The 16,908-nt window shown below is 65.5% G+C and carries 15 protein-coding genes; 14 read left to right on the plus strand and 1 reads right to left on the minus strand.

Annotation, left to right across the window (positions count from 1 at the left end):
- The first annotated feature begins 6 nt into the window (after window positions 1-6).
- The 9 genes from B6S44_RS25240 (at window position 7) to lpdA (ending at window position 10,720) form a co-directional block, all read left to right on the plus strand.
- Window positions 7-606, plus strand: a complete 600-nt coding sequence (locus B6S44_RS25240) for a TetR/AcrR family transcriptional regulator (RefSeq protein WP_248309755.1) — start codon at window positions 7-9, stop codon at window positions 604-606.
- Between the two features lie 245 nt (window positions 607-851).
- Complete coding sequence (mdh, locus tag B6S44_RS25245) at window positions 852-1,814, plus strand: malate dehydrogenase (protein WP_129159633.1); 963 nt, start codon at window positions 852-854, stop codon at window positions 1,812-1,814.
- A gap of 88 nt (window positions 1,815-1,902) precedes the next feature.
- Window positions 1,903-3,099: an ADP-forming succinate--CoA ligase subunit beta gene (gene sucC / locus B6S44_RS25250; RefSeq protein ID WP_129159634.1), complete on the plus strand. Its 1,197-nt coding sequence runs from the start codon at window positions 1,903-1,905 to the stop codon at window positions 3,097-3,099.
- 9 nt (window positions 3,100-3,108) lie between these two features.
- Window positions 3,109-3,993 (plus strand): succinate--CoA ligase subunit alpha, encoded by an 885-nt coding sequence (gene sucD / locus B6S44_RS25255; RefSeq protein WP_129159635.1) that lies wholly within the window; start codon window positions 3,109-3,111, stop codon window positions 3,991-3,993.
- 131 nt (window positions 3,994-4,124) lie between these two features.
- Window positions 4,125-7,082 (plus strand): 2-oxoglutarate dehydrogenase E1 component, encoded by a 2,958-nt coding sequence (locus tag B6S44_RS25260; protein ID WP_129159636.1) that lies wholly within the window; start codon window positions 4,125-4,127, stop codon window positions 7,080-7,082.
- 37 nt (window positions 7,083-7,119) lie between these two features.
- Window positions 7,120-8,406: a 2-oxoglutarate dehydrogenase complex dihydrolipoyllysine-residue succinyltransferase gene (gene odhB / locus B6S44_RS25265; protein ID WP_129159637.1), complete on the plus strand. Its 1,287-nt coding sequence runs from the start codon at window positions 7,120-7,122 to the stop codon at window positions 8,404-8,406.
- 10 nt (window positions 8,407-8,416) lie between these two features.
- Window positions 8,417-8,803 carry a phosphopantetheine adenylyltransferase gene (locus tag B6S44_RS25270; protein ID WP_129159638.1) on the plus strand — a complete coding sequence of 129 codons (387 nt, stop codon included), beginning with the start codon at window positions 8,417-8,419 and terminating at the stop codon, window positions 8,801-8,803.
- Between the two features lie 63 nt (window positions 8,804-8,866).
- Window positions 8,867-9,298, plus strand: a complete 432-nt coding sequence (locus tag B6S44_RS25275; protein WP_129159639.1) for a VOC family protein — start codon at window positions 8,867-8,869, stop codon at window positions 9,296-9,298.
- A gap of 21 nt (window positions 9,299-9,319) precedes the next feature.
- The gene (gene lpdA / locus B6S44_RS25280; RefSeq protein WP_129159640.1) at window positions 9,320-10,720 is read left to right on the plus strand and encodes a dihydrolipoyl dehydrogenase; all 1,401 of its coding nucleotides are present in this window, start codon (window positions 9,320-9,322) and stop codon (window positions 10,718-10,720) included.
- Window positions 10,721-10,889: 169 nt separating this feature from the next.
- Here the strand turns inward: lpdA and folD are convergent, their stop codons facing one another.
- On the minus strand, window positions 10,890-11,744 hold the full coding sequence (gene folD / locus B6S44_RS25285; protein WP_129159641.1) for a bifunctional methylenetetrahydrofolate dehydrogenase/methenyltetrahydrofolate cyclohydrolase FolD: 855 nt from the start codon (window positions 11,742-11,744) through the stop codon (window positions 10,890-10,892).
- A 184-nt stretch (window positions 11,745-11,928) separates the two neighbouring features.
- On the opposite strand from folD, the gene B6S44_RS25290 reads away from it, so the two are divergent.
- From B6S44_RS25290 to B6S44_RS25310, 5 genes are all read left to right on the plus strand, one after another.
- Complete coding sequence (locus B6S44_RS25290; RefSeq protein WP_129159642.1) at window positions 11,929-13,257, plus strand: cytosine deaminase; 1,329 nt, start codon at window positions 11,929-11,931, stop codon at window positions 13,255-13,257.
- Entirely contained in the window at window positions 13,254-14,681 is a 1,428-nt protein-coding gene (locus B6S44_RS25295) for an FAD-binding oxidoreductase (protein ID WP_129159643.1), read from the plus strand. The genes B6S44_RS25290 and B6S44_RS25295 overlap by 4 nt, the downstream gene beginning before the upstream one ends.
- Window positions 14,682-14,688: 7 nt before the next feature.
- Window positions 14,689-15,282 carry an NAD(P)H-dependent oxidoreductase gene (locus tag B6S44_RS25300; protein ID WP_129159644.1) on the plus strand — a complete coding sequence of 198 codons (594 nt, stop codon included), beginning with the start codon at window positions 14,689-14,691 and terminating at the stop codon, window positions 15,280-15,282.
- A gap of 81 nt (window positions 15,283-15,363) precedes the next feature.
- The gene (locus B6S44_RS25305) at window positions 15,364-15,837 is read left to right on the plus strand and encodes a MarR family winged helix-turn-helix transcriptional regulator (protein ID WP_129159645.1); all 474 of its coding nucleotides are present in this window, start codon (window positions 15,364-15,366) and stop codon (window positions 15,835-15,837) included.
- 155 nt (window positions 15,838-15,992) lie between these two features.
- Complete coding sequence (locus B6S44_RS25310; protein WP_248309756.1) at window positions 15,993-16,865, plus strand: DMT family transporter; 873 nt, start codon at window positions 15,993-15,995, stop codon at window positions 16,863-16,865.
- Window positions 16,866-16,908 lie beyond the last annotated feature (43 nt).

Consider the following 16,908-nt stretch of genomic DNA (forward strand, 5'->3'; position numbering starts at 1 on the left):
GTGCAGATGCCGTCCCGTGAACCGAGCGAGATGCGCATTCTCTCGGTCGCCGGCGAGCATTTGCGCCAGCACGGCCTGCGCCGTTTCACCGTGGTCGCGGTGGCGGAAGAGGCGGGCATGACGCACGCCAATGTCTATCGCTACTTCCCCTCCCGTACGGCGCTGATCGATGCCGTCGTCGATGTCTGGCTGAAGGCGGCCGAGCGCTCGCTCGCCGACATCGCGGATGGACCGGACCCGGCCGAGGACAAGCTCGAGCGCCTGATTCTCGCGCTCGCCAAGGCGAACCGCAATCTGCTGCACGAGGAGCCGCATTTGTTCGCGGCGCTGTCGCAGGCGGTGGCGAAGCGCCATGCGATCAGCCGGCGCAACCGTACCCGCGTGCGTGCGCTATTCGAACGCGTGATCGACGACGGCATCGCCACAGGGGCCTTCGAGCCGCGGGATCGCGACCGTGCTATCGCCTTCGTGATCGATGCCACGCACCGTTTCATCCACCCTGCTTCGCTGGAGCTCGAGGCGGATGTGCCGCAGGCCTCGGTCGACGCCAGGCTCGCCACTTTAATCAGGGTGGCGCTGCGTACGCTTGCGACCGGCGTGATCTAAGAAAATGACAGAATTTGTAAATTGTAACTGCCCCATTGCGAGACGGCTTGACGGCGGATCACGGGTGATTAGCTTCTAACATATTGTTTTTCCTAGGTATTCCGTGTTTTAAGGCGCTAGGCGGGTATTTCGGACTATTCCAATGTCCCTTCGTGCGCGGGGTTGAGCCCGGAAGCGGCTTGGGTCAAAGAACCGTCGGCTTTTTGGCTTCAACTGCTCTCGCATCCAACAACAAGGATTCGGCAATGGCCCGCAAGAAGATCGCCCTCATCGGCGCCGGACAGATCGGCGGCACGCTCGCTCACCTCGCCGGCCTCAAGGAGCTGGGCGACGTCGTCCTGTTCGACATCGCCGAGGGCATCCCTCAGGGCAAAGGCCTCGACATCGCCGAGTCCGCCCCGGTCGACGGCTTCGACGCTGGCTACAAGGGCACGCAGTCCTATGAGGACATCAAGGGCGCCGATGTGGTGATCGTCACCGCAGGTGTGCCGCGCAAGCCCGGCATGAGCCGCGACGATCTGATCGGCATCAACCTCAAGGTGATGAAGTCGGTCGGCGAGGGCATCAAGACCTACGCCCCCAAGGCCTTCGTGATCTGCATCACCAACCCGCTCGACGCGATGGTCTGGGCGCTGCAGAAGTTCTCGGGCCTCAAGCCCAACATGATCTGCGGCATGGCCGGCGTGCTCGACTCGGCCCGCTTCCGCCACTTCCTCGCCGACGAGTTCAAGGTCTCGGTCAAGGACGTCTCGGCCTTCGTGCTCGGCGGCCATGGCGACGATATGGTGCCGCTGGTCCGCTATTCCGGCGTCGCCGGCATCCCGCTGCCCGACCTCGTCAAGATGAAGTGGACGACCCAGGAGCGCCTCGACGCCATCGTCGAGCGCACTCGCAAGGGCGGCGGCGAGATCGTCAACCTGCTCAAGACCGGCTCGGCCTTCTATGCCCCAGCCGCCTCGGCGATCGCCATGGCCGAGAGCTACCTCAAGGACCAGAAGCGCGTCCTGCCGGCGGCTGCCGCGCTCAGGGGCCAGTACGGCGTCAAGGACATGTTCGTCGGCGTGCCGGTGGTGATCGGCGCCAAGGGCGTCGAGCGGGTCGTGAAGATCCGCCTCAACGGCGCCGAGAAGGAGATGCTGGCGAAGTCGGTCGCCTCGGTGCAGGGCCTCATCGACGCCTGCAAGAGCGTCGATCCGTCATTGGCGTGAGACAGACGGGTGGCGTGATGGCCGGCGGCAGCGACGCCGCTGGCCTTCCCGCCGCCGCCTTTCCCTTTACCGGCACAGGACATCAGGCATGAACATCCACGAATATCAGGGCAAGGCGGTTCTCAAGGAGTTCGGCGCGCCCGTCTCCGCCGGCTTCCCGGCGCTCTCGGTGACCGAGGCCGTCGAGGCGGCCAGGAAGCTGCCCGGCCCGCTCTATGTGGTGAAGAGCCAGATCCATGCCGGTGGTCGCGGCAAGGGCAAGTTCAAGGAACTGCCGGCCGACGCCAAGGGCGGCGTTAGGCTCGCCAAGTCGATCGAAGAGGTCGAGAGCCACGCCAGGGAAATGCTCGGCAACACGCTGGTGACGGCGCAGACCGGCCCTGCCGGCAAGCAGGTCAACCGCCTCTATATCGAGGACGGCTCGGATATCTCGAAGGAATTCTACCTCTCGGCGCTGGTCGACCGCGAGACCTCGCGCGTCGCCTTCGTGGTCTCGACCGAGGGCGGCATGGACATCGAGAAGGTGGCCCATGACACGCCGGAAAAGATCCTGACCTTCTCGGTCGATCCGGCGACCGGTATCATGCCGCACCATGGCCGCACCGTTGCCAAGGCGCTCGGCCTTGCCGGCGAGCAGGCCAAGCAGGCTGCGAGCGTGCTCGGCCAAGTCTATGCCGCCTTCGTCGGCAAGGACATGGCGATGCTCGAGATCAACCCGCTGATCGTGACGACGCAGGGCCAGGTCAAGTGCCTCGACGCCAAGGTCTCGTTCGATTCGAACTCGCTCTACCGCCATCCCGAGCTGATGGAGTTGCGTGACGAGACCGAGGAGGATGCCAAGGAGATCGAGGCGTCGAAATACGACCTCGCCTATATCGCGCTCGACGGCACGATCGGCTGCATGGTCAACGGCGCCGGCCTCGCCATGGCGACGCTCGACATCATCCAGCTCTACGGCGAAAGCCCGGCGAACTTCCTCGATGTCGGCGGCGGCGCCTCCGAGGAGAAGGTCACAGCAGCCTTCAAGATCATCACCGCCGATCCGAAGGTGAAGGGCATTCTGGTCAACATCTTCGGCGGCATCATGAAGTGCGACGTCATCGCCCGCGGCGTGATCGCGGCAGTGAAGACCGTCGGCCTCGAGGTTCCGCTGGTGGTGCGCCTCGAAGGCACCAATGTCGAGGAAGGCAAGGAGATCATTCGGACCTCGGGCCTGAATGTCATCCCGGCTGACGATCTCGACGATGCGGCGCAGAAGATCGTCGCTGCGATCAAGAAGGCTTGAGGTAAACCGATGTCCATCCTGATCGACAAGAACACCAAGGTCATCTGCCAGGGCTTCACCGGCAAGAACGGCACCTTCCATTCCGAGCAGGCAATCGCCTATGGCACGCAGATGGTCGGCGGCACGTCACCGGGCAAAGGCGGTAGCTTGCATCTCGGCCTGCCCGTCTTCGACACCGTCGCCGAGGCGCGCGACAAGACCGGCGCCACCGCCTCGGTGGTCTATGTGCCGCCGCCGGGCGCGGCTGACGCGATCTGCGAGGCGATCGATGCCGAGATCCCGCTGATCATCTGCATCACCGAAGGCATCCCGGTGCTCGACATGGTCAGGGTGAAGCGTTCGCTCTCCGGCTCGAAGTCGCGGCTGATCGGGCCCAACTGCCCGGGCGTCGTCACCGCCGGTGAGAGCAAGATCGGCATCATGCCGGCCAACATCTTCAAGCCCGGCTCGGTCGGCATCGTCTCGCGCTCCGGCACGCTGACCTATGAGGCGGTGTTCCAGACCACGAATGAGGGCCTCGGCCAGACCACGGCCGTGGGCATCGGCGGCGATCCGGTCAAGGGCACCGAGTTCATCGACATGCTCGAGATGTTCCTCGCCGACGAGAAGACCACCTCGATCGTGATGATCGGCGAGATCGGCGGCTCGGCCGAGGAGGAAGCCGCTCAGTTCATCAAGGATGAGGCCAAGCGCGGCCGCAAGAAGCCGATGGTCGGTTTCATCGCCGGCCGCACGGCGCCTCCGGGCCGTCGCATGGGTCATGCCGGCGCGATCATCTCCGGTGGCAAGGGCGGAGCCGAGGACAAGATCGCGGCGATGGAGGCGGCCGGTATCCGGGTCTCGCCGTCGCCGGCTCGCCTCGGAAAGACCTTGGTCGAGGTGTTGAAGGGTTGAGGGTAGGCTGCGTCATGGTCGGCCTTGAGCCGACCATCTCATGACCAGCCAGGCTCGATAAAGAGATGCTCGGGCCTTGCCCGAGCATGACGGCAAGACGAAGCGGCAGGCAGGAAGAAGGCAGGACGACCATGGCTCGCCAGGACATCAACGAGGCTCTCGCGCAGACCGGGTTCCTCTATGGCGGCAACGCGGCCTATATCGAGGATCTCTACGCCCGCTATCAAGCCGATCCGAAGTCGGTCGATCCGGAGTGGCAGGGTTTCTTCGCCGGGCTGAACGACGACAAGCAGGCAGTCGTCGACAACGCCAAGGGGGCGTCCTGGAAGCGGCCGAACTGGCCGATCCCGGCCGGCGGCGAGCTCGTCTCGGCGCTCGACGGCAACTGGGCCGCGGTCGAAAAAGCGGTCGGCGAGAAGCTTGGCGCCAAGGCCAAGGCGGCCGGCGCGACGCTGTCGGCGGCCGATGTCCAGCAGGCGACGCGCGACTCGGTGCGCGCGATCATGCTGATCCGCGCCTACCGCATGCGCGGCCATCTCCATGCCCAGCTCGACCCGCTCGGGATCGAGAGCCAGAAGGATCCAGAGGAGCTCTCCCCGGCGGCTTTCGGCTTCTCCGACGCCGATCTCGACCGCAAGATCTTCATCGACAACGTGCTCGGCCTGGAGTTCGCCACCATCCGCGAGATGACGGCGATCCTGCAGCGGACCTACTGCCAGACCATCGGCATCGAGTTCATGCACATCTCCGATCCCGAGCAGAAGGCCTGGCTGCAGGAACGGATCGAGGGGCCGGACAAGGAGATCGCCTTCACCCGCGAGGGTAAGAAGGCGATCCTGAACAAGCTCATCGAGACCGAAGGCTTCGAGAAGTTCCTCGACCTGAAGTTCACCGGCACCAAGCGCTTCGGCCTCGACGGCGGCGAGTCGCTGGTTCCGGCGCTGGAGCAGATCATCAAGCGCGGTGGGTCGCTCGGCGTGCGCGACATCGTCTTCGGCATGGCTCATCGCGGCCGCCTCAACGTGCTGACCCAGGTGCTGGGCAAGCCGCACCGGGCGCTGTTCCACGAGTTCAAGGGCGGCTCCTTTGCCCCCGACGACGTCGAGGGCTCGGGCGACGTCAAATACCATCTCGGCGCCTCGTCGGACCGCGAGTTCGACGGCAACAATGTCCACGTCTCGCTGACCGCCAATCCGTCGCATCTCGAGATCGTCGACCCGGTCGTGCTCGGCAAGGTCCGCGCCAAGCAGGACCAGTTCGGCGACATCGTCGAGCGCTCCAAGGTGCTGCCGCTGCTGATCCATGGCGATGCCGCCTTCGCCGGCCAGGGCGTTGTCGCCGAGTGCCTCGGCCTGTCCGGGCTGAAGGGCCACCGCACCGGCGGCTCGCTGCACTTCATCATCAACAATCAGATCGGCTTCACCACCTATCCGCGCTATTCGCGCTCCTCGCCCTATCCGTCCGACGTGGCGAAGATGGTCGAGGCCCCGGTCTTCCATGTGAACGGCGACGATCCGGAAGCGGTCGTCTTCGCCGCCAAGATTGCGATCGAGTTCCGGCAGAAGTTCCACAAGCCGGTCGTGATCGACATGTTCTGCTATCGCCGCTTCGGCCATAACGAAGGCGATGAGCCCGGCTTCACCCAGCCGCTGATGTACCGCAAGATCCGCGGCCACAAGTCGACGCTGGAGCTCTACGGCACCAAGCTCGAGGCCGAGGGCGTGATTCAGCCCGGCGAGCTCGACCAGATGCGCGCCGCCTGGAAGGAGAAGCTCGAGGTCGAGTTCGACGCCGGCCAGGCCTTCAAGCCGAACAAGGCCGACTGGCTCGACGGCCGCTGGGCCGGGATGAAGGCGATCCGCGCCGACGAGGACGATCCGCGCCGCGGTGCGACCGGCGTGCCTGAAGCGGTGCTGAAGGAGATCACGCAGAAGATCACCGAAATCCCGGAAGGCTTCAACGTCCACAAGACGATCCAGCGCTTCCTCGACAACCGCCGCAAGGCGGTCGAGAGCAGGCAGGGCATCGATTGGGCGACGGCGGAAGCGCTCGCTTTCGGCTCGCTGATGCTCGATGGCAATCCGGTGCGGCTCTCCGGCCAGGATTGCGAGCGCGGCACCTTCTCGCAGCGTCATTCGGTGCTGATCGACCAGGAGACCGAGGCACGCCATACCTCGCTGAACCATATCCGCGAGGGCCAGACCCGCTATGAGGTCATCAATTCGATGCTCTCGGAAGAGGCGGTCCTTGGCTTTGAGTACGGCTACACCCTGTCGGAGCCGAACGCGCTGACCTGCTGGGAAGCGCAGTTCGGCGACTTCGCCAATGGCGCGCAGGTCGTGTTCGATCAGTTCATCTCCTCGGGCGAGCGCAAGTGGCTGCGCATGTCGGGCCTGGTCTGCCTGCTGCCGCATGGTTATGAGGGCCAGGGTCCGGAGCACTCCTCGGCCCGGCTCGAGCGCTTCCTGCAGATGTGCGCCGAGGACAACATGCAGGTCGCGAACTGCTCGACCCCGGCGAGCTATTTCCACATCCTGCGCCGCCAGCTGAAGCGCGACTTCCGCAAGCCGCTGATCCTGATGACACCGAAGTCGCTGCTGCGCCACAAACGCTGCGTCTCCGACCTCAGCGAACTGGCGGAGGGCTCGACCTTCCACCGCGTGCTGCACGACGATGCCGAGCGCGGCAAGTCGACCACCAAACTGGTCAAGGATTCGAAGATTCGCCGTGTCGTGCTCTGCTCGGGCAAGGTCTATTTCGACCTGCTCGAAGACCGTGAGAAACGCGGTATCGACGATGTCTATCTGATGCGCGTCGAGCAGCTCTATCCGTTCCCGCTGAAGTCGCTGGCGCAGGAGCTGGCGCGCTTCAAGAGCGCCGACGTCGTCTGGTGCCAGGAAGAGCCGAAGAACCAGGGTTCCTGGACCTTCGTCGAGCCCTATCTGGAGTGGGTGCTGGGCCATGCCGGCTCGAAGTCGAAGCGGCCGCGCTATGTCGGCCGCCCGGCTTCGGCCGCGACCGCGACCGGCCTGATGTCGAAGCACACAGCCCAGCTCAACGCATTCCTGGACGAGACCTTCGCGGTCTGATCCTTCGCCTGATTAAAGACACGAGAAGAGGCCTGACATGGCGACCGAAATCCGCGTTCCCACCCTCGGCGAATCCGTCTCCGAGGCCACCATCGGCAAGTGGTTCAAGAAGCCGGGCGACGCGGTGAAGGCGGACGAGCCCTTGGTCGAGCTCGAGACCGACAAGGTGACGCTGGAGGTCAATGCGCCGGCCGCCGGCGTGCTCGGCGAGATCGTTGCCAAGGAAGGCGAGACCGTCGGTGTCAGCGCCTTGCTCGGCATGATCTCGGCCGGCGACGGCAAGGCCGCCGCCCCGGCAAAGGACGAGAAGAAGGCCGACGCCGCCGTGGCCCAGGCCGCCGGCAAGGCCGGCGCCGAGACCTCCGCCGACGCGCAGAAGAAGGCCGGCGAGGTTGCGGGCGACACGCAGATCAAGCCGGCGACGAAGGCTGCCGATTCCGGCCCAGCCGTCTCGCGCCTTGCCGCCGAGAGCGGTGTCGACCCGTCCAAGGTTGCCGCCTCCGGCAAGGATGGCCGCGTCACCAAGGGCGACATGCTGGCGGCGATCGCGACCGGCCCGGCTGTTGCCTCTGCGGCGCCTGCTGCTCCGGTTCAGGTCCGGGCGCCGTCGGCTCCAGACGACGCCTCGCGCGAAGAGCGGGTCAAGATGACCAAGCTGCGCCAGACCATCGCGCGCCGGCTCAAGGAGGCGCAGACCAACGCCGCCATGCTGACCACCTTCAACGAGGTGGACATGACCAATGTCATGGCGCTGCGCAACCAGTACAAGGACGTGTTCGAGAAGAAGCACGGCGTGAAGCTCGGCTTCATGGGCTTCTTCGTGAAGGCCTGTGTGCAGGCGCTGAAAGAGCTTCCGGCGGTCAATGCCGAGATCGACGGCACCGACATCGTCTACAAGAACTACTACCACATCGGCGTCGCGGTCGGCACCGACAAGGGCCTGGTCGTGCCGGTGGTGCGCGATGCCGACGAGCTTTCCATTGCCGGCGTCGAGAAGAAGATCGGCGAGTTCGGCAAGAAGGCTCGTGACGGCGCCCTCAAGATCGAGGAGATGCAGGGCGGCACCTTCACCATCTCGAATGGCGGCGTCTACGGCTCGCTGATGTCGACCCCGATCCTGAACGCGCCGCAATCAGCGATCCTGGGCATGCACAAGATCCAGGAGCGGCCGATGGTCGTCGGCGGCCAGATCGTGATCCGGCCGATGATGTACCTTGCGGTCAGCTACGATCACCGCATCATCGACGGCAAGGAGGCGGTGACCTTCCTTGTCCGCGTCAAGGAAGGCCTGGAGGATCCGGCGCGCCTCGTGCTCGACCTCTGAGACCTGCCTGATGGCGATCCCGGCAAAGCTCGTCTCTGTTGGCCTCGCCATTGCCGGCATCATCAACCTGTTGCCGACGATCGGCGTGGCCGGGGTCGGCTGGCTACGCTCGCTCTACGGTTTCGAGATCGCCAATCCCGATCTCGAAATCCTGCTGCGGCACCGCGCTCTGCTGTTCGGGATTGTGGGCGCGCTGCTGCTGGCGGCCGCCCTCCGCCCTGGACTGCGCGATGTAGCCGTGCTCGTCGCTGGCGCGAGCATGGCGAGCTTCATCGTGATCGCGCTCCTCGTCGGCGGCTATGGCCCTGCCATCAGGAAGGTTGTGATCGCCGACATCGTCGGGCTTCTGGCCCTCGTGCCGGCGATCGTCGCGCGGTTGGCGCCGTCGCATCGATAGGGTGGGGTAACGAAGTGCCTACGCAGCCCGATGTGATCGTTGGATCCGCTTAGGAGACGGAGCATGGCCTTCGGACCCAACCCGCCACCGATCCAGGCGCATATCTGCGTCAAGGGCGGCGACGAGGCGATCGCCTTCTACGAGAAGGCCTTCGGCGCGCAGTGCAGCTTCAAGGCCATGGCCGAGGACGGCAGACGCGTGATGCATGCCAATCTCGCGCTCTTCGGCAGCGAGGTGATGCTGCACGACGAATTCCCCGAGTTCGGCGGCGATGTGCTGGCGCCGAGCTCGCGTAGCGGCGCCAGCATGACGATAAGCATCAACCTGCCGCAGCCGGTCGATGTCGACGCCGCCATCGCCAGGGCTGCGGCTGCGGGCGCCGAAATCGTTATGCCGGCGAGCGACGTGTTCTGGGGCGTCCGCTATGGCCGCCTGCGCGATCCCTTCTGCCATGTCTGGGCCTTCAACGCGCCGCTGGCGCAACAGCAATCGTAAAGTCTGAACGAAAGAGAGACCATGTCCTACGATCTCGTCGTCATCGGAACCGGCCCCGGCGGCTATGTCTGCGCCATTCGTGCCGCCCAGCTCGGCCTCAAGGTCGCTGTGGTCGAGAAGCGCAAGACCCATGGCGGCACCTGCCTGAACGTCGGCTGCATCCCCTCGAAGGCGCTGCTGCACGCCTCCGAGATGTTCGACGAGGTCTCCCACACCTTCCCCAGCCTCGGCATCATCACGGCTAAGCCCAAGCTCGATCTGAAGCAGATGATGGTCCACAAGCAGGAGACGGTCGACGCCAACGTCAACGGTGTCGCCTTCCTCTTGAAGAAGAACAAGATCGAGCCGTTCCACGGCACGGCCTCGATCCCGGCAGCCGGCAAGGTCGTCGTCACCGGCGAGGACGGCAAGACGCAGGAACTCGAAACCAAGAACATCGTCATCGCCACCGGCTCGGAATCCGCGGCACTGCCGGGCGTCACCACTGACGAGAAGACGGTGGTGACCTCGACCGGTGCGCTCGAACTTGGCTCCGTGCCGAAGGAGCTGCTGGTGGTCGGTGCAGGTGTGATCGGGCTCGAGATCGGCTCGGTCTGGGCCCGGCTCGGCGCCAAGGTCACGGTGGTCGAATTCCTCGACCGCATCCTGCCCGGCATGGATGACGAGATCGCCAAGCAGTTCCAGCGGATGCTGCAGAAGCAGGGCTTCACCTTCCATCTCGGCTCGAAGGTCACCAAGGTCGAGACGGCCAAGAAGGGCGGCGCCACCGTCAGCGTCGAGCCCGCCGCCGGCGGCGAGGCCAGGACGCTCAACGCCGACATCGTGCTGGTTGCGATCGGCCGGCGCCCGAACACGGATGGGCTCGGCCTCGACAAGGCCGGCGTCGCGACCGAGCGCGGCCGGGTCGTCATCGACGATCATTTCCAGACCAATGTGCCGGGCATCTACGCGATCGGCGACGTGGTGCGCGGACCGATGCTGGCGCACAAGGCCGAGGATGAGGGCGTCGCCGTCGCCGAGATCCTCGCCGGCAAGCACGGCCATGTGAACTACGACGCCATTCCCGGCATCGTCTACACCGGCCCCGAGGTCGCCGCGATCGGCAAGACCGAGGAGGAACTGAAGTCGGCGGGCGTGGCGTACAAGGTCGGCAAATTCCCGTTCACGGCCAATGGCCGGGCGCGCGCGATCAAGCATACCGACGGCTTCGTCAAGTTTCTCGCCGATGCGGCGACCGACCGGGTGCTCGGCTGCCACATCATCGGCCCGCATGCCGGCGACCTGATCGCCGAGGTGACCGTGCTGATGGAGTTCGGTGGTTCCGCCGAGGATCTCGCCCGCACCTGCCACGCCCATCCGACGCTGGCAGAGGCGGTCAAGGAAGCGGCGCTCGCCGTCGATAAGCGCCCGATCCATATGTGATCGGGGCCGCTACCGCGGCAGCGCCCTCACGCACGTACCCGTCATGGTCGGGCTTGTCCCGACCATCCACGCTTTCTTTCGGGCAGTGCAGTGTTCAAGACGTGGATGCTCGCCACAAGGGCGAGCATGACGAACTGGAATGGCGTCGTATTCGTACGACGCGAGGGCTTCAGCCCCGCCGCGCGCGATAGGCCGTCAGCGTGTTGCGCAGCAGGCAGGCGATGGTCATCGGGCCGACGCCGCCGGGGACCGGCGTGATCGCGCCGGCGACCTGCGCCGCCTCGGCATAGTCGACATCGCCGGCGAGCTTGCCGTCGGGCATGCGGTTTATGCCGACATCGATAACCGTGGCACCGGGCTTCAGCCAGTCGCCCTTGACCATCCGCGGGCGTCCCACTGCGGCGACGACGATATCGGCGCGCTTCACCACGGCCGCGAGGTCGCGCGTGCGCGAATGGGCGATGGTGACGGTGCAGTCGGCCTGGAGCAGCAATTGCGCGACGGGACGCCCGACCAGCTCCGAACGGCCGACGACGACGGCTTCCAGCCCCGAGAGCGACGGCAGCGTCTGCTTCAGCAGCAACATGCAGCCGAGCGGCGTACAGGGAACGAGGCCATTCTTGCCGCCGGCGAGCAGGCCGGCATTGATCGGGTGCAGGCCGTCGACATCCTTGGCAGGGTCGATCGCGTCGATAATACGGCCGGTATCGATGTGCTTCGGCAGCGGCAGCTGGACGAGAATGCCGTCGACGCCGTCATCGGAGTTCAGCTCGGCGATCTTGGCGAGTAGCGCCGCCTCGGTGGTCTCGGCCGGCAGGCGATGGGCGATCGAGTTCATGCCGATCTCGGCCGCGAGCTTCTCCTTGGAGGCGACGTAGACCTTGCTGGCTGGGTCCTCGCCGACGAGGACGACGTGCAGGCCGGGCGAGGGCTTGCCGGCGGCCTTGAGCGCTGCGACCTCGTGGCCGATCTCGGCGCGCAGCTCCGCCGCCGCCGCCTTGCCGTCGATGATGCGTGCCGTCATGACCAGCTCCGTCCTGCGCATTTCGAGCCGTCCTCATGCTGCATCGCGGCGAAACGGACAAGGGCCGTCGCGTCCTGAGTGTGGCGCGGGCGGGGATGTCGTCGCTGCCGCTTGATCGCAACGCGTCGAGCCAGCATGGTCGGCGCGTGATTCAGCAAGCGGCCTGCTAGCCGGAGACAGTGACGTGACCACCGGCTTTGCGGCGATCCCGGCTTCCGGCAGCTATGTGCTGCGCAATGCCAGGGCGCCTGCCTGTCTGGTCGAAGCCGGCAGCCTGGCGAGCGACCGCGACGGTCTCGCTTTGCTGGACATCATAGTCGAGGACGGCGTCATCGGCTCGATCCTGCCGGCGGGCACGCCCGCGCTCGACGCTGCGCCGGCGCTCGATCTCGATGGCGGCATCGCGCTGCCGCGGCTGGTCGATGTCCACACCCATCTCGACAAGGGCCACATCTGGCCGCGCCGACCCAATCCGGATGGCAGCTTCATGGGTGCGCTGAGCGCTGTCGCGGCCGATCGCGAGGCGAACTGGTCCGCGGGAGACGTGCGGGCCCGCATGGAGTTCGGCTTGCGCTGTGCCTATGCCCATGGCACGGCGGCGATCCGCACCCATCTCGACTCGCTCGGCAAGCAGATCGAGATCTCCTGGCCGGTCTATGCAGAGTTGCGGGCCGAATGGGCCGGGCGGATCGCATTGCAGGCCTCTCCGCTCTTCGGCGTCGATGCCGTCACCGATCCCGCGCATATGCAGGCGATAACCCGCGCCGTGACCACCTATGGCGACAACCTGCTCGGCGCCGTCACCTATATGGTGCCGGAACTCGACGCCGCGCTCGATACGCTCTTCCGGACCGCGATCGAGCATGGCTTCGATCTCGACTTCCATGTCGACGAGGCCAATGATCCGGCGGCGCGTTCGCTCGAGCACATCGCCGATGCGGCCCTGCGCCACCGTTTTCAGGGCAAGATCCTGGCGGGGCATTGCTGCTCGCTCTCCTTGCAGGCGCCGCAGGATGAGGCGCGCATCATTGCGAAGGTCAGGGAGGCCGGTATCGCCGTGGTCTCGCTGCCGATGTGCAACATGTATCTGCAGGACCGCCAGCGGGGACGCACGCCGCGCTGGCGCGGCGTCACTGCGCTGCATGAGTTGAAGGCGGCGGGCGTCCCGGTGATGATCGCCTCCGACAACACCCGCGATCCGTTCTACGCCTATGGCGATCTCGACCTCGTCGAGACGCTGCGCGAGGGCACCCGCATCCTCCAGCTTGACCATTCCGATCGCGACTGGGCGAAGGCGATCGCCGCCACGCCGGCCGAGGTCATGAGGCTCCCCGGCACCGGCCGCCTCGCAGCCGGCGGTCCTGCCGATCTGATCCTGACACGCGCCCGCGACTGGACGGAGTTCTTCGCCAGGCCGCAGGCCGACCGGACCGTTTTGGTCAATGGCCGCGCCATCGACCGCTCCTTGCCCGATTATCGCGAACTCGATCACCTCATGAGCCGCTCAGCATGACCGCACGCTACGACATCGACGCTTTGAAGCGTCGCCTGAACGGCATCCGTACCGAGGATAATCCGGCGCTCGTCAAGCAGAAGAGCCGCGACTTCTTCTGGTATTCGCCGAAGCTGAAGCGCCAGCTCGACCATGTCGTCGCCGACATCATCGTCTCGCCCACGAGCGAAGCGCAGGTGCTGGAGACGCTCTCGGCGGCGCATGCGCTCGGCATTCCCGTGACGCCGCGCGGTACCGGCACCGGCAATTACGGCCAGGCGATGCCGCTCTCGGGCGGCATCGTGCTCGACCTTTCCGGCTTCAACAAGGTGACGAGCATCGAGGCCGGGCGCTATGTCGCCGAGCCCGGCGCCGTGCTGGCCAAGATCGACCAGGAGACGTGCGCTCACTCCCGCCAGGAGATCAGGCTGCACCCATCAACCTATCACACCGCATCGGTCGGCGGCTTCATCGCCGGCGGCTCCGGCGGTGTCGGCTCGATCAAATGGGGCGGCCTGCGCGACTGGGGCAACATCATCTCGCTGCGCGTCGCGACGATGGAGGGCACGCCCCGCATCCTCGAGCTCCAGGGCGAGGACCTGCACAAGGTCGCCCATGCCTATGGCACCAACGGCATCATTACGCAGGTCGAGATGCCGCTCGGTCCGGCCTATGCCTGGGTCGACGTCATCCTCGGCTTCGACGAATTGCGGGCCGCGACCGAGTTTGCCAATGCGCTAGGCGAGCAGGACGGGCTGGCGCTGAAGAACCTCGCCGTGGTCGCGGCGCCTGCACCGCACGACTATTTCCTGCGCCACAGGAAATTCCTGCCACGCGAGAGTCACTGCGTCCTGATCATGGTCGCCGATTTCGCGGTCGAGTCGATGCTGGCCTTCGCCCGCCGCTTCGGCGGCCCGCAGCTGCTGATGCGCTCCGACAAGCTGACGACGGAGGAGGCGAAGGGGTTGCCGCCGACTTTCGAGCTCGGCTGGAACCACACCACCTTGCGCGCGCTGCGCGTCGATCCCTCGATCACCTATCTGCAGGTGCTCTATCCCTTCCCGAACCAGGTCGATCTCGTCGACAAGATCCATGCCCGCTTCGGCGACGAGGTCACCTGCCATCTCGAATTCGTCCGCTTCGACGGTAAGATCACCTGCTTCGGCCTGCCGCTGGTGCGCTTCACCAGCGAGGAACGGCTGGAGGAGATCATGGCGATCCATGAGGAGATGGGTGCGCCGATTTTCAACCCGCACCGCTACACGCTGGAGGAGGGCGGGATGAAGCAGACCGACGAGGTCCAGCTCGCCTTCAAGCGCGAGGCCGATCCGCAGGGGCTGCTCAATCCCGGCAAGATGATCGCCTGGGAGGACCCGAACTACGATTACCGTTCGGGCAAGACCTTCCTGTTCAAGGCGCTTGGCGAAGCCGGCGTCGGCGCCTGATCCGACGATGCGGGCGCTCGTCCTCTACGCGCATCCAGATCCCGCGAGCTTCGGGGCGGCGGTGCACGAGACTGTTGTCTCGGCGCTGGGCCGCGCCGGTCACGAGGTCGACGATTGCGACCTCTACGCCGAAGGCTTCGACCCTGTGCTGAGCCGCGAGGAGCGCGTCGGCTACCATGATCTCGCCAGCAACCGGAATTCTGTAGCCGGCTATGTCGAGCGCCTCATGCGAGCGGAGGCGCTGTTCCTGTGCTTCCCGGTCTGGAACTACGGCTATCCGGCGATCATGAAGGGTTATTTCGATCGCGTCTTCCTGCCGGGTGTCTCGTTCAAGCTGGTCGACGGCTCGATCCGCCCCAACCTCTGGAATATTCGCCGGCTGATGACTGTGGCCACCTATGGCGGCTCGCGCTGGCGCACCATGCTGATGGGTGATCCGCCACGTCGGCAGATCAAGCGGGGATTGCGCGCTGTTTGCCATCCGGCAGCACGAGTTTCCTATCTGGCGCATTACGACATGAACCGTTCGACGCCAGAGAGCCGCGCAGCATTTATGACCAAGATCGAGCAGGAAATCGCGCGGATTCAAGAGCCTGTCTGACAGTTGTCATCAGCCTGTCATGAAGGCGGGCGATTGCACAGCCGGCGAAAAGTATCCGCAACCTTTTCCAAGGGCCGGCTCATGACCAAGTCCCTCGAAAAAAGCGTCGGCCGTGCCTTGCTGGTGACGGCGCGCCTGCACAGAGCGCGGATGGGCGAGCGCCTCAACGCGCTCGGACTCTTTCCAGGCCAGGAACAGGCGCTGAAATCGCTTCAGACGGCGCCGATGACGATGGGCGAGCTGGCGAGCCTGCTGCGGGTCAAGCCGCCGACCGTCTCGAAGACGATCGGCCGGCTCTCGCTGCAAGGGCTGGTGACGCGCGAGGGCGGCGGCCGTGACGGCCGGCTGGTTCAGGTGGCGCTGACAGAGAACGGCCAGAAGACTGCGGCCGCGCTCGACGCGGTCTGGAATCAAGTCGAGGAAGAGCTGCTCGAGAAGCTCGACGCCAAGGAGCGCAAGCAGCTGCGCAAATTGCTGCGTAAGGCGTCGAAGGGCCTGTCGAAGGCCGGGGCCGATGCTGACGACGGCGAGGACGAGGCCGAGGACGCAGCCTGATCAGGCTCGGCTCTAGCGGCATGACTCGCATGCGCTGAGAGGCTGGTTTCAAGCCTTAAATCGGTTCATTGGTTATCTGTCATTCCTCCAGAGCATGACGGAAACCGCGCTTGTCGGCCGCTCCCGCTCCGCTTCCGGATACGCGCCGGACACGCTTGACCGCCATCGCCCTGATGAGTGGGGCGATCATCTGCTTTTCGCTGCTCGACACCTGTGCGAAATGGCTCGGCGGGACGATGCACCCGATGCAGGTCGTGCTGGCGCGCTATCTGGTCAGCGTCGCCCTGGTCTCGCTCCTGCTCAATCCCTGGAGCCACCCCGGCATCACCCGGACCAAGCGACCCTGGCTGCAGGGCTTCCGCTCACTGCTGCTGCTGGGCTCGACCGCGCTCAACTTCGTCGCGCTGCAATATCTGCAACTCGCCGAGACGGTCTCGATCATGTTCGCGGGGCCCCTGCTGGTTGCGCTGCTCGCCGGGCCCTTGCTCGGCGAATGGGCCGGGCCGCGTCGGCTGATCGCGATCGGCGTTGGCTTCCTCGGGGTGCTGGTGGTGACAAGGCCCGGGATAGGAGGCCTGCACCCTGCGGCGCTGCTCGTTGTCTGCGGCTGCTTCTGCTACGCCTTTTACAGCCTGTCGACGCGGATGCTGGCCTCGAGCGATTCTCCGCAAACGACGATGTTCTATTCCGGTATCGGCGGCGTCGTCCTGATGCTGCCGCTGCTGCCGCTGTTCTGGTCATGGCCGCCGAACTGGCAGAGCTGGTTGCTGATGGGCGGAACCGGGTTCTTCGGGGCGCTCGGCCACTGGCTGCTGATCCTTGCGCATCAGCGTGCGCCGGCGACGATCCTCGCGCCCTTCATCTATTCGCAGATCGTCTGGATGATCCTGCTCGGTTGGTTCGTCTTCGGCCAGATTCCCGACCGCTTCACCTTCATCGGAGCCGCGATCGTCATCGCCTCCGGACTCTACCTGCTCTATCGCGAACGTGTCCGGCACGTGCCCGAGGGTTCGGCCCGGCTCGACTGACCCGGCACGGTCCTTGAAGCCTCCACCCGTGGATGGAGGCCTT

This window comes from Allobosea sp. Tri-44 (assembly GCF_004123845.1).
Classification (GTDB): Bacteria; Pseudomonadota; Alphaproteobacteria; order Rhizobiales; family Beijerinckiaceae; genus Allobosea.

Excerpts from the sequence above, each read along its gene's own strand:
- B6S44_RS25240 (WP_248309755.1), top strand. The coding sequence starts at position 7 with ATGCCGTCCCGTGAACCGAGCGAGATGCGCATTCTCTCGGTCGCCGGC.
- mdh (WP_129159633.1), top strand. The coding sequence starts at position 852 with ATGGCCCGCAAGAAGATCGCCCTCATCGGCGCCGGACAGATCGGCGGC.
- sucC (WP_129159634.1), top strand. The coding sequence starts at position 1,903 with ATGAACATCCACGAATATCAGGGCAAGGCGGTTCTCAAGGAGTTCGGC.
- sucD (WP_129159635.1), top strand. The coding sequence starts at position 3,109 with ATGTCCATCCTGATCGACAAGAACACCAAGGTCATCTGCCAGGGCTTC.
- B6S44_RS25260 (WP_129159636.1), top strand. The coding sequence starts at position 4,125 with ATGGCTCGCCAGGACATCAACGAGGCTCTCGCGCAGACCGGGTTCCTC.
- odhB (WP_129159637.1), top strand. The coding sequence starts at position 7,120 with ATGGCGACCGAAATCCGCGTTCCCACCCTCGGCGAATCCGTCTCCGAG.
- B6S44_RS25270 (WP_129159638.1), top strand. The coding sequence starts at position 8,417 with ATGGCGATCCCGGCAAAGCTCGTCTCTGTTGGCCTCGCCATTGCCGGC.
- B6S44_RS25275 (WP_129159639.1), top strand. The coding sequence starts at position 8,867 with ATGGCCTTCGGACCCAACCCGCCACCGATCCAGGCGCATATCTGCGTC.
- lpdA (WP_129159640.1), top strand. The coding sequence starts at position 9,320 with ATGTCCTACGATCTCGTCGTCATCGGAACCGGCCCCGGCGGCTATGTC.
- folD (WP_129159641.1), bottom strand. The coding sequence starts at position 11,744 with ATGACGGCACGCATCATCGACGGCAAGGCGGCGGCGGCGGAGCTGCGC.
- B6S44_RS25295 (WP_129159643.1), top strand. The coding sequence starts at position 13,254 with ATGACCGCACGCTACGACATCGACGCTTTGAAGCGTCGCCTGAACGGC.
- B6S44_RS25300 (WP_129159644.1), top strand. The coding sequence starts at position 14,689 with ATGCGGGCGCTCGTCCTCTACGCGCATCCAGATCCCGCGAGCTTCGGG.
- B6S44_RS25305 (WP_129159645.1), top strand. The coding sequence starts at position 15,364 with ATGACCAAGTCCCTCGAAAAAAGCGTCGGCCGTGCCTTGCTGGTGACG.